This is a genomic window from Pseudomonas sp. B5(2017) (assembly GCF_002112825.1).
Taxonomy (GTDB): Bacteria; Pseudomonadota; Gammaproteobacteria; order Pseudomonadales; family Pseudomonadaceae; genus Aquipseudomonas; species Aquipseudomonas putida_Z.
The window spans coordinates 583,870-603,391 of record NZ_NEIR01000001.1 but is presented as its reverse complement, the minus strand read 5'-3'; the positions used below and the strand labels follow the sequence as shown (position 1 = coordinate 603,391).

The window sequence follows — 19,522 nt, the reverse complement described above, 5'->3', positions numbered from 1 at the left end:
TAGGTAAGCGGTGATAGCCGTGAGCTTGAACTGCTCTGTGTATTTACCCATAGATCCCCCAAGGGTTGGATTGGTGTCCAACTTCTTGGGGGCAGTCCACCCTGTGGGAGCGGCTTTAGCCGCGAAGAATCCAACACGGTGCATGGCACCGGCTGCGCCGGTGTTCGCGGCTAAAGCCGCTCCCACAGGGCCCCACCAAAACATCAGCATTACGCATTTATACTGATTAGCTTTATCAGTAATAAACATAATTAACATAGAACCAAAAAGCCTTTCACAGCACCGTGAAAGTCCATTAGGTTCTGTAAACCGACCCCAACATGGCGGAGGCAAATGGATTTGTGCCAGCCGCCGTCGGGTCCCTCCCTTCGATCCGCCCGTTGCGCACATCCGAACCCAACCTTCTCGGAGCATGCGACATGGGATTGTCCCGTAGAGACCTGATCACCCGCCTCGCCGCCATTGGCGGCTATTCGGCAGCCCTGGGCGCGCTGGGGCAGAATGCCCTGGCTGCCACCTTCCAACCCCTGCAACTGGCCGCAAGCGGCGGCAACGGCAAGCGCGTGGTGATTGTCGGCGCTGGTATTTCCGGCCTGGTATCCGCCTACGAGCTGCGCAAGGCCGGCTTTTCGGTCACCGTGCTGGAGGCCCGCGAGCGGGTCGGTGGCCGGGTCTGGACCTTGCGCCAGGGCGACCGCGTCGAGCACAACGACGGCAGTTCGCAAACCGTCGAGTTCGACCAGGGCCACTTCTTCAACGCCGGCGCCGCGCGCCTGCCCAGCCATCACCTGACCATCCTCGGCTACTGCCGTGAGCTGGGCGTGGAGCTGCAGGTGCTGGTCAACAGCAGCCGCAACGCCCTGGCCCAACCAGACCTGGCTCGCCCACCGCTGCTGCTGCGTCAGGCAGTCAACGACACCCGCGGGCACTTCAGCGAACTGCTGGCGCGCAGTGTCAGCCGCAACTCCCTCGATGCCGAACTCGACAGCAGCCAGCGCAAGGCCTTGCTGGACTTCCTCAAGGTCTACGGCGACCTCGACAGCCAGCAGCAGTACCGCGGTTCGGTACGCGCCGGCTACACCCGCTTCGCCGGCGCCGGCGACCAGACCCCGATCCAGCGCCAGCCGGTGCCACTGGACCAGCTGCTGGACAGCAACCTGCTACTGCCGCTGGTGTTCGACGAAATCCCCGAGTTCTCCTCGACCATGTTCCAGCCGGTCGGCGGCATGGACCAGATTCCCAAGGCGTTCTATCGCCAGGTCAAGGACAGCGTGCGCCTGGGCGCCGAGGTGCTGGGGGTGGATACCGGTGACAACGGTGCCAAGGTGGTCTGGCGCGACCGCAAGAGCGGCCAGCAGCACGTCGAACAGGCCGACTACGCCATCGTCACCCTGCCCCTGCCGCTGCTGGCCAAGCTGCCGAACAACTTCGACAAGGCCTTCAGGCAGGCCATCGCCAGCGCCGAAGGCGACAAGGCCAACAAGGTGGCCTGGCAGTCGCCGCGCTTCTGGGAAACCGACTTCCAGATCTATGGTGGGCTCAGCTACATCAACCACGAAGCCCGCACCCTGTGGTACCCCAGCGATCACCTCAACAGCGCCCAGGGTGTGCTGGTCGCCACCTACAACACGGGCGCGGTGGCCCACCAGTTTGCCGCCAAGCCGCTGCAGGCCCAGGTCGCCTCCTCGCGCCAGGCGGTGGAATCGCTGCATCCGGGCCACAGCCACAAGCTGGCCAGGCCGGTGGTGGTGAACTGGTCGAAGATCCCCTTCAGCGAAGCGCCGTGGATCGTCCACGACGAAGTCGCCCAGCCCGGCTACGACCTGCTCAACCAGCCCCAGGGGCGTACCTGGCTGGCCAGCGACGCCCTGGCCCATGGCGGCGTGGGCATCTGGCAGAACAGTGCCGCCGAGTCCGCCCGCCGGGTGGTCGGCCTGATTGCCAAACACGCCAGCCAGACCACCCGCGGCGTTGCCGCCTGACCTGCAAGGAACCACCCCCATGCCTCGTCTTCTTCTGCTTGCCGGAGTACTCATGTCGCTCACCCTCAACGCCCACGCCGACGGCATCAAGCGCGTCGCGCCACCCGGCTCGAACTTCCCCATCTCGCAGCTGGTCACGGTACCGGCCGGCAGCCAGCTGACGTTCATCAGCGGCACCCTGCCGGACGTAGCCGACCCAAAGGCGCCCAAGGGTAGCGTTGCAGCGCTGGGCAACACCGAAACCCAGGCCCGCTCGGTGCTGAACAAGCTGCGCACGGCGCTGCGCAGCCAGGGCCTGGACCTTGGCGACATCGTCCAGTTACGGGTGTTCCTGGTAGGCGACCCAGCCAACGGCGGCGCCCTCGACTTCGCCGGGCTGCAGGCGGCCTACACCGAGTTCTTCGCCACCGCCGAGCAACCCCGTACACCGACCCGCACCGCCATCCAGGTGGTGGCCCTGCCATTGCCGGGCGCGCTGGTGGAAATCGACGCGATCGCGGCCAAGGCGCCGTAAGTGCGCCAGCCATGCCAGACAAGGAACTGCGTGCATGAAGCCAGCTTTTAAAACTGCCTCTTTTTTCGGCGTGGCCCTGGCCGCCGGGCTGCACAACGCACCCAGCCTGGCCGAGGAACCCGCCGCCCAGGCCCTGGGCACGGTGATCGTCACCGGCAACCGTGGCAGCGAGAAACGCACCGTAACCAGCAGCCCGGTGCCCATCGATGTGATCAGCGCCAAGCAGTTGCAGGAAACCGGCAAGCCCGGCCTGATGGAAGCCCTCAGCGCCAGCGTGCCGTCGCTGACCTTGCCGGAAAAGACCGGCTGGGACGCCAGCGGCATGGCCCGCGCCCCTAACCTGCGCGGCCTCAACGCCGCCCAGGTGCTGGTGCTGGTCAACGGCAAGCGCCGCCATACCAGCGCTACGCTCAACATCAGCGGCATCAACGCCGGCGCTGCCCCCGCCGACCTCGACCTGATTCCCATCAGTGCCATCGACCATGTCGAGGTGCTGCGTGATGGTGCGGCCGCCCAATACGGCTCCGACGCCATCGCCGGGGTGATCAACGTGATCCTCAAGGCCGACGCCAGCGGCACTGCCGTGACCACCGCAGGCCAGGGCTACGACGGCAAGAAACAGACCGTGCAGCAAAACCTGAACAAGGGCTTCGAGATCGGCCGCGACGGCATCGTCCAGCTGGCACTTGACGCCCGCAGCCAGAACGACGACAACAAGGCCAGCGCCAATGGCTACAGCCAGGCCGAAGCCCTGGACCGCGCCGGCAAGGTTACCTACGGCGGCTATGGCACGCCGAAGATCAACCTTCTGACCCTGGGCTACAACGCCGAACTGCCGCTGCAGGACGACCTGACGCTCTACTCGTTCAGCACCTGGTCGTACCGCAAGGCCGAGCAGGGCCAGAACTTCCGCCTGCCGACCATCGTCAACACCATAACCACCGGGCCCAACGGACGCCCCTCGGGCTACACGCCCACCTGGTACATCGAGGAATACGACTACCAGGCGGCGTTTGGCGCCAGGGGCCTGGCCGGCGAATGGGACTGGGACCTGTCCAGTACCTACGGGCGCAACGAGGCCGAACAGGGCACCTGGAACAACCAGAACCCGTCACTGGGCGAGGCCACGCCCAACCATTTCGAATCCGGCACCTGGGTCAGCTCGCAACTGACCAGCAACCTCGACCTGCGCCGCAGCTTCGAAGTTGGGCTGACCAAGCCGCTGGACTTCTCCTGGGGCCTGGAACAGCGCCGCGATACCTACCAGGTGCAGGCTGGCGACTGGGCCAGCTGGGCCGACGGCGGCTACTGCAAGGCGCCCGGCAATTGCGCCGCCTCCGGCGCCCAGGTCACCAACGGCATCTCCCCCGCCGAGGCCGCCAGTGCCAGCCGCAACAGCTACGCCGGTTACCTGGACGTGGGTTTCAACCCGCTGCCGCAGTGGTACTGGGGCGCTGCCCTGCGCTACGAGCACTATGATCGCAATATCGGGGCCACCCGCAGCGGCAAGCTGACCACCCGCTACGAGCTGACCCCCGAACTGGCCGTGCGGGCGACGGTGAGCAACGGCTTCCGCGCGCCGTCCTTGGCCAACAACCTGTTCAGCGCCCGCTCCACCACCTACGGCGTGGTCGACGGCGTGTACCAGTCGATCAACTATGGCGTGCTGCCGGTGGATTCGGCCGCCGCCAAGGCGCTGGGCGCCGAACCACTGAAACCGGAAAAGTCCACCAACTACAGCCTGGGGCTGGCCTGGCAGCCTGGCGAGCGCCTGGCCTTCACTGCCGATGCCTACCTGATCAACGTGCGCGACCGCATTACCCTCACCGGTACCCTGCTCGGCCCCGAGGTCACCCAGGCCCTGCTCGCCAACGGTATCGACTCGACCTCGGGCGGCCAGTACTTCACCAACGGCGCCGATACCCGCACCAAGGGCCTGGACCTGGTGGGCAGCTACGACCAGGACCTGGGTGGTGCCGGGACGGTGAAGTGGACGGCGGCCTTCAACTGGAACGACACCGAGATCCTCGACTACAAGCAGAGCGTGAACATCCTTGGCACGCCCTACGAACTCATGAATCGCCAGGCGCGCAACCTGCTGACCGAGGTACAACCGCACACCAAGCTGATCCTTGGCGGCAACTGGCGCCTGGACCGCTACCGGGTCAACCTGGGGCTGACCCGCTACGGATCCTGGCGCGAGGTGAATGCCGCCAACGACCGTTCGCTGGACCGCGAGTACAAGGCGCGCTGGATCACCGACCTGGATGCAGGCTACCAGCTGACCAAGGACCTGGAAGTGGCGATCGGGGCGCGCAACCTGTTCGATATCTACCCCGAGCGCCAGGCACCGAGCAGCAAGACCATGGTCAAGGGATACGGGGTGTACTCACCCTATGGCTTTACCGGCGGGTATTACTTCGGGCGGGTGACCTACACCTTCTGATTCGTGACAAGCCGGCCGACGATGTCGGCCGGCAACCGGTATCAACCACGCAACATATGGACCGCCACCCCGGCCAAGGCGCAGCTGAACAGTACCTGGATCACGCCACGCTTGAAGCGGAACAGGGCCACTGCGGCAGCAATGGCGATCAACGCCGAAGGCCAGTCGAACGCCCCACTGAAACCCTTTGGCCAGAGCACGTGATAGCCGAAGAACATGGCGAGGTTCAGGATCACCCCCACGACCGCGGCCGTGATCCCCGTCAGCGGTGCAGTGAACTTCATCTCGTTGTGGGTCGACTCCACCAACGGGCCACCGGCGAGGATGAACAGGAACGACGGCAGGAAGGTGAACCAGGTGACGAGGCTGGCCGCGACTGCACCGGCCAGGAACGGGTTTTGCTCACCGAACATCGGATGCACGTAGCCACCGACGAAGCCGACGAAAGCCACCACCATGATCAATGGTCCTGGCGTGGTTTCTCCCAAGGCAAGGCCATCGATCATCTGAGTGGGTGACAGCCAGCCGTAATGCCCGACGGCGCCCTGATACACATAGGGCAGGACGGCGTAGGCGCCACCGAAGGTCAAAAGTGCGGCCTTGGTGAAGAACCAGCCCATTTGCGTCAGAGTGCCGGCCCAGCCAAACGTCAGTGTCAGCAGCCCCATGGGCAAGGTCCACAATACGGCGCCGATCAGCACCAGACGCAGCAAATGCCCCACCCGAAAACGCGCATGCTCAGGCGTTGGTGTGTCGTCGTCGATCAGGGCCGGGCCGTAGCTGTTCCTGGCAGCCCCATGACCACCACCGATCACGAATTTGCCGGGGGCGAAGCGACCGCCCACATAGCCTGCGATACCGGCAACCAGCACGATCAACGGGAACGGCACATTGAGGGCGAAGATGGCCACGAACGACGCTGCGGCCATGGCCCACAGCCAGCCGTTCTTCAGCGCGCGCGAGCCGATCCGGTGAGCCGCGTGGACGACAATGGCCGTGACTGCAGGCTTGATGCCGTAGAAGACCCCCGCCACCACCGGGACCTCGCCAAAGGCGATGTAGACCCAGGACAGGCCAATCAGGATGAACAGCGAGGGCAATACGAACAATACGCCGGCAATCACCCCACCCCAGGAGCGGTGCATGAGCCAACCGATGTAGGTGGCCAGTTGCTGTGCCTCGGGGCCTGGCAACAACATGCAGTAGTTCAGCGCGTGCAGGAACCGCTTCTCGCTGATCCAGCGCCGGCGCTCGACCAGTTCCTGGTGCATGATCGAGATCTGCCCGGCGGGCCCACCAAAACTGATGAAGCCCAGCTTGAGCCAGAACAGGAATGCTTCGAACAGTCCGATCGGCCGCTGAACCGCTTGCGATGGTGGCTGTTCGCCCACTGCGGAGGTGCTATCAACCATTTTGCGCTTCCTCACTCGCGAAAGCCGTCAGAAGGCCATCGAAGATGCCCCCGGCGACCGTTGTCAGTTGATCGTCATCGCCAATGCTCTGTCTCAAGCCCGCGAGGACACGTTCGATACCTGGTGCTTCCGAGGGCTGGTTGCCTCCCACATCCAGGTAGTGAATGACCGCGGCCAAGCGTGCCAGGCCCGGCTGCTGTAGGGCAAAGCTCTCGATGAGGGTTTCAAAGGACACTCGCTGGCCGACATGGCTGAACCTGGCCCCATCAAAATCGAAGCCCAGCGCATCGCCCGGGCAGTCTTCAGGCCTGTCCAGCCAGATGAATCGAGCGTCGGCATCGATGAAGCGACGAATCAACCAGGCACATGCCAGCCGATCCACCCATGGGCGCTTGCGGGTGGCCCAAAGGCGCCCCTGGTAGTCGTTGCGTTCCAGTCGGGTGATCGCCTCGTCGTGGGCACTCGGCTCATCGGAAGACAGTGCGCGGCCAATCGCGGCTTCGAGCTCTTGCAGCGCCGCATCGGCTTGTGCCTTGGGCACGCCCGGGAAAAAATCGGTCGCCGCCAGCTGGCTGAAGGCCTTTCTGAGCTTGCGCACCTGCCGTGCGGTCTGCAGCGCATTCTCTGGCGCCAGCTCGGCCCTGCAGCCTGCAATTTCTTCCATCAGGCTGGCGTACTCGTCGCTCCTGTCGAACAGCCTGCTGAAGCGCTCTTCACGCTCAGGAAGCGACAGGAGAAATGCGGTGCCGTTGATAGCCAGCACGTCACGCTCGACTGCCTCGAAAACTTCCCGACCCGCACATTGTTCGGGCAGCAGGTAAACACCATCCCTCAGCACTGCGGCTCCGGAGGCCTTCAGGCTTCTCCAGGCACGCATGCGCTCGGTGGCATTGGCCGTCGGCAATCCGAGGATCAGTAGCGACCAGTGGAGCATGTAGAGTACTCAACACAATATGTTTGTATCTCTACATTAAACTGAAACTGTGCAAAATCAACAGGCCCGTAGCTTTTGGGGCTGCTGCGCACCCCATCGCCGGCAAGCCGGGCTCCCACAGGGACCGTGAAAATCTTGAGGTCTGCGCCGTACCTGCGGGAGCCCCGCTTGCCGGCGATGCGCCGCAAAGCGGCCCCAAATCGCTCAACTGACTGGCACCAGGGTAAACCCGCTCCCACAGGGTCCCTGCTAAATCAAGGAGTTATGTGGAGTTCCATAGGAGCGGGATCCTACTCCAGTGGAATGGTCAGGCGATCGATCACGGCACGGGTTTCTGGCCTCACCCCGCGCCACCAGGCGAACGCCTCCGCCGCCTGCTCGACCAGCATGCCGACACCGTCGGCCAGGCGACCCACACCCTGCGCCTGGGCCATGCGCAGGAACGGCGTCAGGCCTTTGCCATACGCCAGCTCGTAAGCCAGCCGCGTCTCGCCCAGCACACCTTCAGGTAGCGGCGGCTGCTCTCCGGTGAGGCTCGCGGAGGTGGCATTGACCACGATGTCGAAGGACTGCCCCTCCAGTTCCTCATAGCGGCTGATGCGCAGCCTTGGGTGATCCAGTTCGTTGCGCAAGGTGAGCGCCTTGGCCATGTCACGGTTGGCAAGCACCAGCTCGCTCGGCCCTGCCTTCAGGAATGGCAGCAGCGCGCCGCGCACCGCGCCACCGGCGCCGAGCAACAGTACCCGCCGATTGGCCAGTGGTTCACCGAGGTTTTCCTCGATATCCCGCAGCAAGCCGATGCCGTCGAAGTTCTCGGCAAAGATACGGCCATTCTCGAACTTCAATGCATTGGCCGCCCGCGCCAGCTGTGCGCGCTCGCTGCGCTGGTCAGCCAGCTCGAAGGCGCGCAGCTTGAACGGTGCGGTGATGTTCATGCCCAACCCGCCATCGTTGCGAAAGTTCAGCACCTGGGCCTCGAAGCCCTCTAGCTCGCCCTCGATGGCGCCGTACTCCAGGCACTGGCCACTGGCCTGGGCGAACAGGCCATGAATCAACGGGGACTTGGTGTGGTTGATCGGTCGGCCGATCACTGCATAGCGGTCGCTCATCGTGCATCTCCATGGGTGAACAGCACACCGTCTGCCTGCATGGCGGTGATTTCTTCAGGGCTGAAACCTAGGCCGGCGGCCACTTCGGCATTGTGCTGACCGAGGTCCGGGGCCACTTGGTGGATCGTGGTGTCGCACTCGGAAAAGCGGAACGGCAGGTTGGGCAGGCGCAAGGTACCGTAGCGCGGGTGCTGCTGCTCGATGACCATGTTGCGCGCCTGGATCTGCGGGTCAGCCACGACCTCGTCGATGCGCTGCACCTTGGCGCTGGGGATGTCGATGTCATCGAGCAATTGCAGGATATCGGCTACCCGGCGCGCACCGACCCAGTCACGCACCACGGCCAGGATCGCCTGGCGGTGGGCGTTGCGGCCATTGAGGCAGTGGTAGCGGCTGTCGCTGCCGAACCCGGGCGGGCAACCGTTGGCCTCGAGCATCGCGGCAAAGCGCTTCCAGGCGTCGTCGACCTGGGCGGCGATTACCAGGTCGCCATCAGCCGCACGAAACACGCCGTACAGGGTGGAGGTGGGCATGTCATGGCCGGTCTGCTCGGGCAGGACGGTGCCGTCGGACAAGGTGTAGCACTGCACCGCGTATTCATGCATCGACACCAGCGTGTCGTACAGGGCCATGTCGATGTGCTGGCCACGACCACTGCTCACCCGGCCCAACAGCGCCGCATTGATCGCCGCCACGGCATGGATACCGGTGTACATGTCACCCAGGGAAATGCGCAGCAACGGCGGCGCTTCGCCCGGCACGCCGACCATCTGCATGATCCCGCTCTTGGCCTCGGCGATCAGCCCGAAGCCGGCGCGGTGGGCATCCGGGCCGGTATGGCCGTAGGCGGAGATGGAGCAGTACACCAGACGCGGGTTGCGCGCTGACAGCTCGGCATAGCCCAGGCCCAGTTTGTCCAGGGCGCCGGGGCGATAGTTTTCGATGAACACATCGGCCGAGTCGGTAAGGCGCTGCATGAATGCTTTGCCACGCGGGTCCTTCATGTTCACGCTGACGCCCTGCTTGCCCATGTTCAGCTGCAGGAAGTAACCGCTCTGCTGTTCATCAAGGGTAAACGCGTGCTGGCGGCCGGCATCGCCGCTGCCCGGCCGTTCGACCTTGATCACCTCGGCGCCCAGTGCTGCCAGGCAACGGCCCACATAGGGCCCGGCCAGGAAGTGGCTGTAGTCGATGACGCGAATACCCGTCAATGGCAATGCCTGGCTCATGCCTGCACTCTCCTCGGCACCATCAGCCGGTGCTCGCCACGCTGCACGACTTCGCCATGCTGGTTGATCAGCTCCGACGGCAAGACCACGATGCCCCAGCCCGGTCGGCTGTTGCTCGGGCGCATCGCCCCCACGCGCATGCGCACGTGCAGCACATCGTCGACCTTGATCGGCAGCACGAAGTCCCAGGTCCAGCCCAGCGACATGCCCGGTACAAAGCGGTACTCGCACTGGGTCTTCAGGCCGTCGGCGATCGACAGGCCGAACAGGCCATGGGCAACCAGGCAGCCGAAGTGGCTCGCGTTGGCGTACGCCTCGTCGACATGCACCGGGGTGTGGTCGCCGGTGAGTTCGGCGTAGGCCAGGATGCGTTCGCGGGTAACGGTGTAGGTGGGGCTGATGCATTCATCGCCTTCGCAGGCATCGTCCCAGTATTTTTCCACCACGCTCATGCCACCACCTCTGCACGTGGGTCGATGGCCAGAGCCTGGGCGACGCATTTCGCCGGCAATGCCTGAATGAACTCGACCGCCAGGCCGTCAGGCAGGCGCAGCCAGTTGCGGCCCTGGGGCATTTCGCTGACGCCGAAGCGTTGAGCGGCCGCCAGGGCGGCTTCGAGGTCCTCGCACATGATGCCCAGGTGTGCCATGCGCCCTTCCGGGCCGGCAAAGTCCGGCTGGTGAATGAACTGCAGGCCACCAAGGGTCCAGTACTGTGCGGGCTGCTCGACGTCGCCCTGTATTTCACGCATGGTCATGCCGCACACCTCGCTGAAAAAGCGGATGTGCCACTGGATGTCCCGCACCCAGAACGCAACGTGTTCAAGGTAGGCTTTCGGCTGGCTCATGGATTACTTCCCTTCTGCTGATCGGCCATGGCGCGCTCGATACCCTTGATGCAGGCAACCAGGGTCGCGTTGACCGGCGTAGCCACGCCGTGGCGCTGGCCCCAGCGCACGACGGAGCCGTTGATGAAATCGATCTCGGTGACCGAGCCCTTTTCCAGGCTCTGCAGCATCGAGGTTCGGAAGCTTGCCGGCAGGCCTTCAGCTGCCAGGCACCACGCAGCGTCCGGGCTGGTGAGGCTCAGGCGGATGCCGGCCCGCTCGGCGACGGCGATGGCTTCGCTGACCGCTGCCTTGGCGGTGCTTTCCAGCAGCGGCTCGCTGTACAGCTGGCCATAACTGAGCATGGTGATGCCGCTGAGCGCGCCTGTCGCGACGTTGACCAGCAGCTTGTCCCACATGGTGCCGAGAATGTTGTCGCTGACCGTGGTGGCGAGCCCGGCGCCATTGAAAGCCTCGGCGATGGCCTGCACACGCGAGGTCCGTTGGCCGTCGAGCTCGCCGATGAAGGTGTGTTTGCCTGCCACGCCGGCACGGATCGAACCCGGCGCCAGCAGCACGCCACCGACGTAGGTCTTGCCGGCCAATACCCGCTCACGCCCCACGGCCTCGGCCAGGATGTCTTCGTGGCCAAGACCGTTCTGCAGCGATAGCACCAGCGTCTGCGGCCCGATCAGCGCCTTGGCACCGGCAATCGCCTCGCTGGTGTGGAACGACTTGACCAGCACCACTACCAGGTCGGCCACGCCCACGGTTGCTGCGTCGCAAGCCGCCTTCACCCGGACCTGCCGCTCGCCGCGTTCATCCTGCACCCGCAGCCCGCGCAAATTCATCGCCTCGACATGCACCTGGCCACGATTCAACAGCCAGGTTTCGTGCCCCGCCTCGCTCAAGGCCGCACCAATGGCGCAACCCAGGGCGCCGGCGCCCAGAATGCAGATTTTCAAATCGCTGACCTCCTGTGGTTTGCGACCACACCTTATGCAGCAAGGCTTATTTCGGCTATACAATGGCCTCAATACACTTATTGAGTTTCGCAATAATGAGCACGCTCGATGCCTTGCCTGATCCCAAGCTACTGCAGCTGTTCGATGTGCTTTACCACTGCCGTAGCGTGACCCGTAGCGCTGAACAGCTCGGCCAGAGTCAACCTACCGTGAGTATCTGGTTGGGGCGCTTGCGTGAAGAACTGAACGACCCGCTGTTCGTGCGCACCCCCGGGGGCATGGCCCCTACCCCGCGGGCAGACCAGTTGATCGGGCCATGCCGCGAGGTGCTGGAATCGCTGCGGCGCCTGACTACCTGGGAGCCGCAATTCGTTCCGGCCACGGCCCAGCGTCGCTTTCGCCTGTGCGTCAGTGATGCCAGCCATATCACCCTGCTGCCCAGCATCCTCAACCACCTGCGTACCCATGCGCCGGGTATTCGCCTGGAGGCGGCGCGCATAGATGGCAACACCGAAAGCGCGCTGGAGTCCGGCGAGGCGGACCTGGCCATCGGCTTTGTGCCTTGGCTGGGTGCGGGGATGTATCAGCAAGTGTTGTTCGAACAGGACTGGGTCTGCCTGAGCAACCCGCGACACCCTCGACTGGGCAAAGGCATGAGCGTGGCGCGCTACCAGGCCGAGGGGCATGTACAGATCAGTGCCGGGACCGGGCAGAAGTTGCTCGAGGCTGGTTTGGCGCGGGCCGGCATCGAACGCAGGATCATGCTGGAGCTGCCGGCATTTCTAGGGTTGGGGATGATCGTCGGGTCGACCGACCTGGTGGCAACGCTGCCACGGCACATCGGGCAGACACTTGCCGACATGCATGGTCTGCAGGTGCACGATTGCCCGTTTGCAGTGGAGGGCTTCACGGTCAAGCAGCATTGGCACGCGCGCTACCAGCAAGACAGCGGGAATCGCTGGATGAGGGAGGTGGTTCGGGGCTTGTTTCAAGCAGGTGCCAGTTAGCACACCAGACGAACGCCTCCCTCGCCGAGCTTCCTTGCCTGGAAGCATCGGGGTGCGAGTCAGGCAGCAGGCTTGAGCACCACCTTCGTCCAGCCATCATCCCGCGCATCAAAGTGCTTGTAGGCATCGGGGCCTTCAGCAAGCGTCAAACGATGGGAAATCCACCGGTAGCCTTGGTCGAGGCAACCAGGTTGTTCATGGTGAGGTAGTTCGCTTCATGACCATGCTTGTCGCAGCACTGGTAGCAGATCAGTGGCGCTAATCATCGTCGCGCCTTGGATCTATTGCCGTTGCCTTTGTAGCTCTCGTTTCAACCATATGCTCGCCGGCTCCGCGCCTTCTGGACATCGCACCTCATAGATGCGGCCACTCATACTGCTTTTGGTGGCAGCAAGATCAATGAAGTCTTCCGCGCTTTTCACCATTTTCCTACCTTCGAGATAATCCAGCTTCTGCATCAAATGCGCCCGAGCCCGGGGACCAGAGTATTCGGTACCATTGCGCACGAACCTGCACTCACTGTGCTCGACAAAGTCCAGCAAGCCTCTTATCTCTTGAGTGGTTTGAGGTGTAGCAGATACTTCCCTACCCACGATGATCGCGATGAAGCCAATCCCTACCGCCATCATCGATTGGCTGACAAGCCGCCCGGGGTCCCTCATCAACATCTGCATGATCCTGGTCCTGAAAATGAAATGAATGACCGGAGTGGCCTCCGACGATTAATTACAACACAACCACGCTATAACATTTTCTCCAGCCCGATCGCGCTGCTGAGCCAGGAATTGAAGTGTCGCCACCAACTCCCCGGTTCCTTGGTCAATGTATGTTGCTTGCCATCGTCTTCGGTGACCCATACCAGCTGATTCTTTTCCAGCCGGGTGTGATAACTCAGAGCCGGCGCCATCCCCTCCAGAGCCAGTTCGCGCACCCGTCCAGCAAGCTCAGGATCATCGACCAACACGCCGACTTCGGTATTCCACAACAAGGAGCGCGAGTCGAAATTGAACGAGCCGATAAACGCTTTCTGCTGGTCGAATATCATCGCCTTGCTATGCAGGCTGGACTCGGAGCTATTGGAGGATCCACCATGAAACAGGCCCAGCCCACTGTCGCTGTCGCCATTGTCACCGGATTGGCTGCGTAATTCGAACAACTGCACACCATGCTCCAGCAAGGTTTTGCGATAAGGCGCGTAAGCACCGTGCGCGGCGGGTACATCGGTGGCTTCCAGTGAGTTGGTCAGCAAGCTGATCGACACGCCAGCGTCGGCACGACGGGTCAGGTACACCACCCCTGGTTGGCCGGGCACCATGTACGCCGAGACAAGGATCAGCTCCTTGGATACCCCATTGAGCTCGGGTGCCAATTGGGTGGCCAACAACAAGTACGGGGCTGGCTCGCCACTCGACAAGACCTTGCTCGGTGCATCCCACATCGCTTTGTTCCAGGCCCAGATCAACTCCCTGCGCCAGTCATTCAGGCGTGGCCGGGTGGTATAGCTCATCAGTTGTTGATAGAGCGCATGATTCTGTTTGCGTACTTTCTCCAGGGACTCGTCCAGCCGAGTCCGGAGGTTTTTAAGGTCCCCGGTCGTCGGCCTGGTCGAGATGAACTGCTCGATGGGCTTGCTCAGGGCACTGTTCCAGTACTGGTCGAAACTATGTCCCAATTGTTCTGCAACCGGCCCGACACCGAGCATGTCGATGTCGGTGAAATTCCTGTTGGGCTCGGCATCGAAATACTCGTCCCCCAGATTGCGCCCGCCGACGATGGCCGCACTGTTGTCCACCACCCACAATTTGTTGTGCATGCGCCGGTGTTGCCGGGCCAGGTTGAACAGCCGGCCCATGGTACGCGTCACGACGGTACTGCGGCCCAGGTGCAGTGGATTGAACACGCGGATCTGTATATGCGGATGCGCCGCCAGTGTCGCGATAATTCGCTCCAGGTCATCGCTGGTGGTGTCATCGAGCAAGATCCTGACGCGGACGCCACGGTCGGCGGCGATGAGCAGCTCGCGCACCAGTATCCGAGTACTGATGCCGTCGTGAACGATGTAGTACTGCAAGTCGATGCTGCTTTGAGCATTGCGAATCAGCTCGGCGCGTGCGGCGAAAGCCTCGGCACTATCGGAATACAAGCGAAAGCCCGACTGGCCCCGATGGGGGGCTGCCTGGGCCTGGATAGAACGACCGAACGCCGAATCGTTCGCAGGCAAGGCCTGACTGGGTTCGTGAGAGACCGTGGGTGTCGTACAACCAACAAATAGCAGGGTAAGTAACAGCAGAGCAGGAAGGGGCTGTTTGATTCTCACGGAGGCTACCCCGGGTGATGGCGATGAGGGTGCCGGGTCCCGAAGAATGGCCAGTCCCTTACTACCAGCATCCGGCCGTATCGGCCTCGTGCAATGTTTCTTCGATCTGCGGTGTTATTACAGAAGCGTAGTTCATCTCCTGCTGACCGCGGTGCCTTCACCGAAGGCGCCTGCCGCCAATCAGTCGCGATCCAGCATCTAAGGACCTTGCATAACCTGATCAGGCTGCGTGCCCATACTCGCGAGAAAAATATCGGTATCCCGATTAGTCCGTAGGCAGACAACGCGACAGCTCGAAGGGGCCGTTACCACGAATCGCTTCATCGCCTCCCGCGACGAGGTTTTCGTCCGCCACATGAACCTCAAGAACTCCGGCAGGTTGCCCAGCAATTCCGGACAGTTGTCCGGCAAGTCAGGTCGGGATCGACCGCGGTTCAGCATTGTTCTAAGGAGCACGCGCCAGAATCGAAGCGGTGCCGAGCGATCAATCCAAATCAACATGTCAGCCCGGGCCAGCCGGTTGTTCCATGTGGTCGAATGCCCACCTTCGAATATCCAGCGCTCACGGGCCTCGACCTCATGACAAAGACGCGTCTTCTCGTCCCGACTCCGCTCGACCCACCCTGGCTGCCAGTGAATCGTGTCGATATGCACGACCGGCAAGCCTGTTCGTTCGCCGAGTTTGCGCGCCAAGGTACTTTTCCCAGACCCTGGCTGACCAATGATCATCACCCGTTGCATTTAAGCTCCCTCTGGCCATGCCTGCGGAATTTCGGGCGCGCGATTTTACGGCAATGGACGACGAGGTCAACTGCAAGCGCACTTATGCTCTTGGCGTCCGTTGCAAATCGGCTGCTCCTGTTGATGGCGGGTATTAACCTGTGTCGGTCAGCCGAGCTGGATCCGAATGCTGGCCTGTGTGTACCAAGGCGCAGCGGAGTCGACGTACACATGTCTCTGCTGCTTCGGCTCGAAGGGGGTATCAAGCGTTCCTAGCGCTATGGATATCCAGCCGGCATATTCACCTTGAGAACGTGACCAGAATAAAGTCGAACCGCACGCCAGACAAAATTCGCGCATTACTGTCGGTGAAGACGCATACGTCCTGATGCTATCGGCGCCACGTAGTACTCGCAGGTCGCTACGCGGGACGCTTCCGTAGGATGCGAATGCAGCCCCGTGACCTTTGCGGCACTGGCTGCAATGGCAGTGAGTAACTGCCTTTGGCGCAGTGACTAGTTCGAAACTTACTGCTGAGCACAAGCAGCTACCTAGGTACCAAAGCTCTGTAGTCAGTGCAGGCCTCATCGCCGGCAAGCCGGCTCTCACAGGAATATCACCAGCCTTCAGGCATGCGCTGTACTTGTGGGAGCCGCGCTTGCCGGCGATGGGCCGCGAAGCGGCCCCGATTACAGATGTCCGTTTTGGGTCGAAAGCGGTCACTCGCGAACGACTGCTTCCGCCCCATGGCAGCCATACGCTGAGGGCAGCTATTGGCCAAAAGAGGATGATCAAACCCGCCTCTAGTTGCGCTTTTGCACATTAACCCGGCAGTGCCGCCAACACCGCATCCACCATGCGATTGAACGTAGCCGGCGAGTCCACGACGCGCGCGGGGGCGTTTGCTTCGCCGTCAGCACGCGTGGCGCGACGGGCTTGGTCGGCGGTGGCTGAGAGCTTTACGATGACCAGTTCGCGGCGGGGATTTATGTAGATTTTCTGCCCGAAGCGCCCGCTGGCCTCGAACGAACCGTCACCGTCGTTTTTCTGGTACCAGTAATTGCGGTAGCTGTAGCCAGGACGGCCGGGGCCAAGGCTGCCCTGGGCGAAAACTGCTGGGTCCGCAGGCTGGAACGTGCTGTGCACAGCCTGGTTGAAGCTGTCGCCCTTGGCATCACGGGCCAGTTCGCGGCGCACCAGTTCGGCGAAGCGGGCGGTGTCGCGCAAATTACAGCTGATGCCGCCACTGGCCATTTCGGTACCGAGCGGATCGACCTGCACATAGGCATCGTCCTCGGCGAAGCGTGACCACAACCGCTGTTCGACCAACTGCGCCCAATTCAGCCCGGTGACACGCCGCAACGCCCAGGCCAGCGCTTCCGGCGAGCCGTTCTGGTAGAAGAATGGTGCTTGGCCGAGGTTCGGCGCCTGCTGCACCTGCCGCAGGAAGCTGTAGATGTCCCCCGGCATTCCTTCGCCCCGAGGTATCAGGCCAGTAGCGGCAAACAGGCCGAGGTCCGGCGGCATCTGCGCGGGGTACTGCACCGCCACCTGCATGTCCAGGTTGGCCTGCACCGTCGCCTCGCCAAACGGCGTTCCGCGCAGTTCCGGCACGTAATGCGCCAACGTACGCTGCGGGTCCAGCGCACCTTCGGCAATCAGCTGGGCAGCGATCAGGCCGGTGACCGACTTGGTCATCGACGCCCAGATATGGGGCTGGCGAGGTTGGAAGCCGTCCAGATAACGCTCGTACACCACCTTGCCCTGGTGCAGCACGATCAGCCCGTCAGTGCTGGTTTGCTCCAGGTAGCCGGCCAAGGTCAAAGGCTGGTCACCGGCGCTGAAGGCCAGTTGGTCTAGCGCCACCGCGCGGCCTTCGGTCAAGCTCAGCGGTGTGGCTGCCCGACCGATACCACGGGTGGGCGACACCTCACGGGCGTGGCGCATCGACCAGCGCAAGTACGGTGGCTGAAAGGCATTGGCCTGGGTGACCCGCAACTCCGGCGCCGGTGGGAACCCCTGCATCACACCCTGCCCGGTCGGTGCACCGACCGCCAGGGTTGGGGCCAAGGCACCGGCCAGCACCAGGGCGATACCAGTCAGGTTGGCGGATGAAGGGTGCATGCTGCGCTTGGACATGGTCTTGCTCCTTGGTTGCCTTAGAAGCTGGCGCCCACGCTGAACGCCACATAATCGCGGTCGCCGCGGGTGCCATAATCGCCGTCGAGGTAATCGGTATAGGCCAGGCTGGCCCAGTATTGGCTGGCCAGGCTGACGTCCACGCCCAGGCTGATCGAGCGAGAGCCTTCGTTGAAGGCCGAGCTGTCCGCTGGCGAGTAACCCTTGACGTCATGGGCCCAGGCCAGGCCTGGGCGAATGTCCAGGCCTTGGATCAGGTTGGGGTAGCTCCAGGTCGCGCGCAGGCGGTAGCCCCAGGAAAAGGGTGTGACAAAGCCCTCGCCGTTGCAGTCGACCGGGCTTTTCGAGATCGCCAGGCACAGGCTGTTGTCGGCCAGCTCGCCGTTGCCATAGGCACCAGAGCGGCCATAGCGCGGCCCGAAACGCCCCTCCAGCCCGCCTACATAGGTGGCGCCCACCTCGCCCATCAGCAGTAGCTGGTTGCTGCCCATGACTTGGTTGAACGCCTGCACGGCCGACACCTGGGCCTGGGTCACCTCCTTGCGCCGGTAACCGTCGAAGGGGGTGTTGTCTGTCGCAGGGCGCAGGCCGTCGGCGTTGAGCGGGCTGCGGCCCGGGGCATTGAGCAATGACTGCAGCACATCGTTGCCGTTGAGCTGCACCGGCATGTTCGGCCGGTAGCTCAGTTCACCCTGCACGGCGGCACCGTTGCGCAAGGTGGTGGCGAAGGTCAGGCCGTACAGGCGGATGTCCTCGGGGTATTGCGCCCGGTACTGCGAGGTGCCCATACGTAGCGCGCCAGCCAGGGTCTGCCCGTTGCTGGAAGTCAGAAAGGCCCCGCAATTGGCCTGCGCCACACCGACATTGCCGCACAGTTCACGGGCAAAGCCCGTATTGGCGTAATAGCGGCTGCTGACCGTGCCCAGGTAAGGCGAACGGCTGTGGTAATTGGCTGCGAACAGGCCGAACTCGGTATCCAGTGGCTCAACGTACCAGTGCAGCGAAAAACCCCATTGGCCACCGTTGCGTGCATTCTGGTCGGCGCCCCGAGGCACGCGCACACCCTCCTCCGTCAGCGTCACACCAAACGGGGCCAGGGCCGACGACACGGCTGGATTGGTCACCATCTGCCCGCCGACATCCAGTCCCTGGCAGCCTTCGGGCATGAAGTCGTTGCCGGAAAAGAACGTTGCGCAGTTCTCCAGCCGAGTTTGCTCCCAGTCCAGCTGGTACAAGGCATCGAAAGACAGCGCCTGGTTGAGGTTCTGCGTGACATACAGCAGGTTGACCGGCGCCAGGGCGTCTTTCACTTCCGACCCTGGCCGGCGCAGCGCAGCCTGGCTGAAGGGGTTGATCACGTTCAGCCCGCCCTGGATGAACAGGCTTTCCCCCCAGTTGACCACCTGTTTGCCCACCCGCAGCGAACCGGGCTCACCGCCAATGTCGTAAAGGCCATAGACGAACGCATCGAGCAGCTCCGTCCCCGCGGTTTTCGCCGACACCTGGCGGTTGCGATCGTCGATGTCGACGGCCCGCTGGCTGTGGTCGCGTTGCGCGGTGTCGTACCAGTAGGTGCCACGCAGGAATACACCCACGTTATCGCCGCGCAGCTCCAGGTCATGGGTGCCTTTGAAGATCGCCGAAAATATGTCGCCCGACCGGTAGTTGCGCCGCCCGTCATTGCCATTGGCAGCCTGCAACTGCTGTTTATCGGGGTTGGCAGTGCTGACGGCGGTACTCAATGACAGCGCCGAGTCGAAACGCCCTTGCAGCGAGCCAACGTCGAATTGAACGCCCGCCACCGGAGTGGCGAGCAGGCAGCACAGGGCCGCCAGCGGCGCCTGGCGCCGGCAGGATAGAAGGGTTGCGCTCACTCTTAACCTCTTGTTGTTTTATTAGAGAGGGAAATGATGGGTTCAGCG

18 protein-coding genes and 1 pseudogene are annotated in these 19,522 nt (G+C 63.0%); 4 read left to right on the top strand and 15 right to left on the bottom strand.

Annotated elements, in window-relative coordinates; genetic code table 11:
* The coding region (locus CAG00_RS28935) for a hypothetical protein (protein ID WP_218191631.1) at positions 1–258 on the bottom strand (258 nt) is incomplete at its 3' end.
* Positions 259–419: 161 nt separating this feature from the next.
* Between CAG00_RS28935 and CAG00_RS02800 the strand changes: the two genes are divergently transcribed.
* The 3 genes from CAG00_RS02800 to CAG00_RS02790 are packed head-to-tail and all read left to right on the top strand — an operon-like array spanning position 420 to position 4,942.
* The gene (locus tag CAG00_RS02800; RefSeq protein ID WP_085663441.1) at positions 420–1,982 is read left to right on the top strand and encodes an FAD-dependent oxidoreductase; all 1,563 of its coding nucleotides are present in this window, start codon (positions 420–422) and stop codon (positions 1,980–1,982) included.
* A 19-nt stretch (positions 1,983–2,001) separates the two neighbouring features.
* Complete coding sequence (locus CAG00_RS02795) at positions 2,002–2,496, top strand: RidA family protein (protein WP_025339468.1); 495 nt, start codon at positions 2,002–2,004, stop codon at positions 2,494–2,496.
* Between the two features lie 34 nt (positions 2,497–2,530).
* Positions 2,531–4,942, top strand: coding sequence for a TonB-dependent siderophore receptor (locus CAG00_RS02790; RefSeq protein ID WP_085663440.1), 2,412 nt, complete (start codon positions 2,531–2,533; stop codon positions 4,940–4,942).
* A gap of 41 nt (positions 4,943–4,983) precedes the next feature.
* Here the strand turns inward: CAG00_RS02790 and chrA are convergent, their stop codons facing one another.
* The 7 genes from chrA to CAG00_RS02755 form a co-directional block, all read right to left on the bottom strand.
* Positions 4,984–6,354 (bottom strand): chromate efflux transporter, encoded by a 1,371-nt coding sequence (chrA, locus tag CAG00_RS02785; RefSeq protein WP_085616283.1) that lies wholly within the window; start codon positions 6,352–6,354, stop codon positions 4,984–4,986.
* Positions 6,347–7,288 carry a chromate resistance protein ChrB domain-containing protein gene (locus CAG00_RS02780; protein WP_139832714.1) on the bottom strand — a complete coding sequence of 314 codons (942 nt, stop codon included), beginning with the start codon at positions 7,286–7,288 and terminating at the stop codon, positions 6,347–6,349. The genes chrA and CAG00_RS02780 overlap by 8 nt, the downstream gene beginning before the upstream one ends.
* A 290-nt stretch (positions 7,289–7,578) precedes the next feature.
* Positions 7,579–8,397 carry a shikimate dehydrogenase gene (gene aroE / locus CAG00_RS02775; RefSeq protein WP_085663439.1) on the bottom strand — a complete coding sequence of 273 codons (819 nt, stop codon included), beginning with the start codon at positions 8,395–8,397 and terminating at the stop codon, positions 7,579–7,581.
* On the bottom strand, positions 8,394–9,626 hold the full coding sequence (locus CAG00_RS02770; protein ID WP_085663438.1) for a CaiB/BaiF CoA-transferase family protein: 1,233 nt from the start codon (positions 9,624–9,626) through the stop codon (positions 8,394–8,396). Before CAG00_RS02770 ends, aroE begins: the two co-directional genes overlap by 4 nt.
* A complete protein-coding gene (locus tag CAG00_RS02765; protein ID WP_075045462.1) occupies positions 9,623–10,078 on the bottom strand; it encodes a MaoC family dehydratase in 456 nt (151 codons plus the stop codon). The genes CAG00_RS02770 and CAG00_RS02765 overlap by 4 nt, the downstream gene beginning before the upstream one ends.
* Entirely contained in the window at positions 10,075–10,473 is a 399-nt protein-coding gene (locus CAG00_RS02760) for a VOC family protein (protein WP_046613788.1), read from the bottom strand. Before CAG00_RS02760 ends, CAG00_RS02765 begins: the two co-directional genes overlap by 4 nt.
* Positions 10,470–11,417, bottom strand: coding sequence for a ketopantoate reductase family protein (locus tag CAG00_RS02755; RefSeq protein ID WP_085663437.1), 948 nt, complete (start codon positions 11,415–11,417; stop codon positions 10,470–10,472). Before CAG00_RS02755 ends, CAG00_RS02760 begins: the two co-directional genes overlap by 4 nt.
* 95 nt (positions 11,418–11,512) lie before the next feature.
* On the opposite strand from CAG00_RS02755, the gene CAG00_RS02750 reads away from it, so the two are divergent.
* Positions 11,513–12,424 (top strand): LysR family transcriptional regulator, encoded by a 912-nt coding sequence (locus tag CAG00_RS02750; RefSeq protein WP_085663436.1) that lies wholly within the window; start codon positions 11,513–11,515, stop codon positions 12,422–12,424.
* A 59-nt stretch (positions 12,425–12,483) separates the two neighbouring features.
* On the opposite strand, the pseudogene CAG00_RS02745 reads toward CAG00_RS02750, so the two are convergent.
* From CAG00_RS02745 to CAG00_RS02715, 7 genes and pseudogenes are all read right to left on the bottom strand, one after another.
* Positions 12,484–12,668 (bottom strand): annotated as a pseudogene (locus CAG00_RS02745) (aldehyde dehydrogenase); the annotation flags it as partial.
* 37 nt (positions 12,669–12,705) lie between these two features.
* Entirely contained in the window at positions 12,706–13,098 is a 393-nt protein-coding gene (locus CAG00_RS02740; protein ID WP_139832713.1) for a DUF5329 domain-containing protein, read from the bottom strand.
* Positions 13,099–13,166: 68 nt separating this feature from the next.
* On the bottom strand, positions 13,167–14,741 hold the full coding sequence (locus CAG00_RS02735; RefSeq protein ID WP_085663435.1) for a phospholipase D family protein: 1,575 nt from the start codon (positions 14,739–14,741) through the stop codon (positions 13,167–13,169).
* Positions 14,742–14,939: 198 nt separating this feature from the next.
* Entirely contained in the window at positions 14,940–15,482 is a 543-nt protein-coding gene (locus CAG00_RS02730) for an AAA family ATPase (RefSeq protein WP_085663434.1), read from the bottom strand.
* Positions 15,483–15,629: 147 nt separating this feature from the next.
* The gene (locus CAG00_RS02725; protein ID WP_085663433.1) at positions 15,630–16,049 is read right to left on the bottom strand and encodes a GFA family protein; all 420 of its coding nucleotides are present in this window, start codon (positions 16,047–16,049) and stop codon (positions 15,630–15,632) included.
* A gap of 234 nt (positions 16,050–16,283) precedes the next feature.
* Entirely contained in the window at positions 16,284–17,600 is a 1,317-nt protein-coding gene (locus CAG00_RS02720; protein ID WP_085663432.1) for a serine hydrolase, read from the bottom strand.
* Positions 17,601–17,620: 20 nt separating this feature from the next.
* Positions 17,621–19,474: a DUF1302 domain-containing protein gene (locus CAG00_RS02715; RefSeq protein ID WP_085663431.1), complete on the bottom strand. Its 1,854-nt coding sequence runs from the start codon at positions 19,472–19,474 to the stop codon at positions 17,621–17,623.
* Positions 19,475–19,522: the final 48 nt, after the last annotated feature.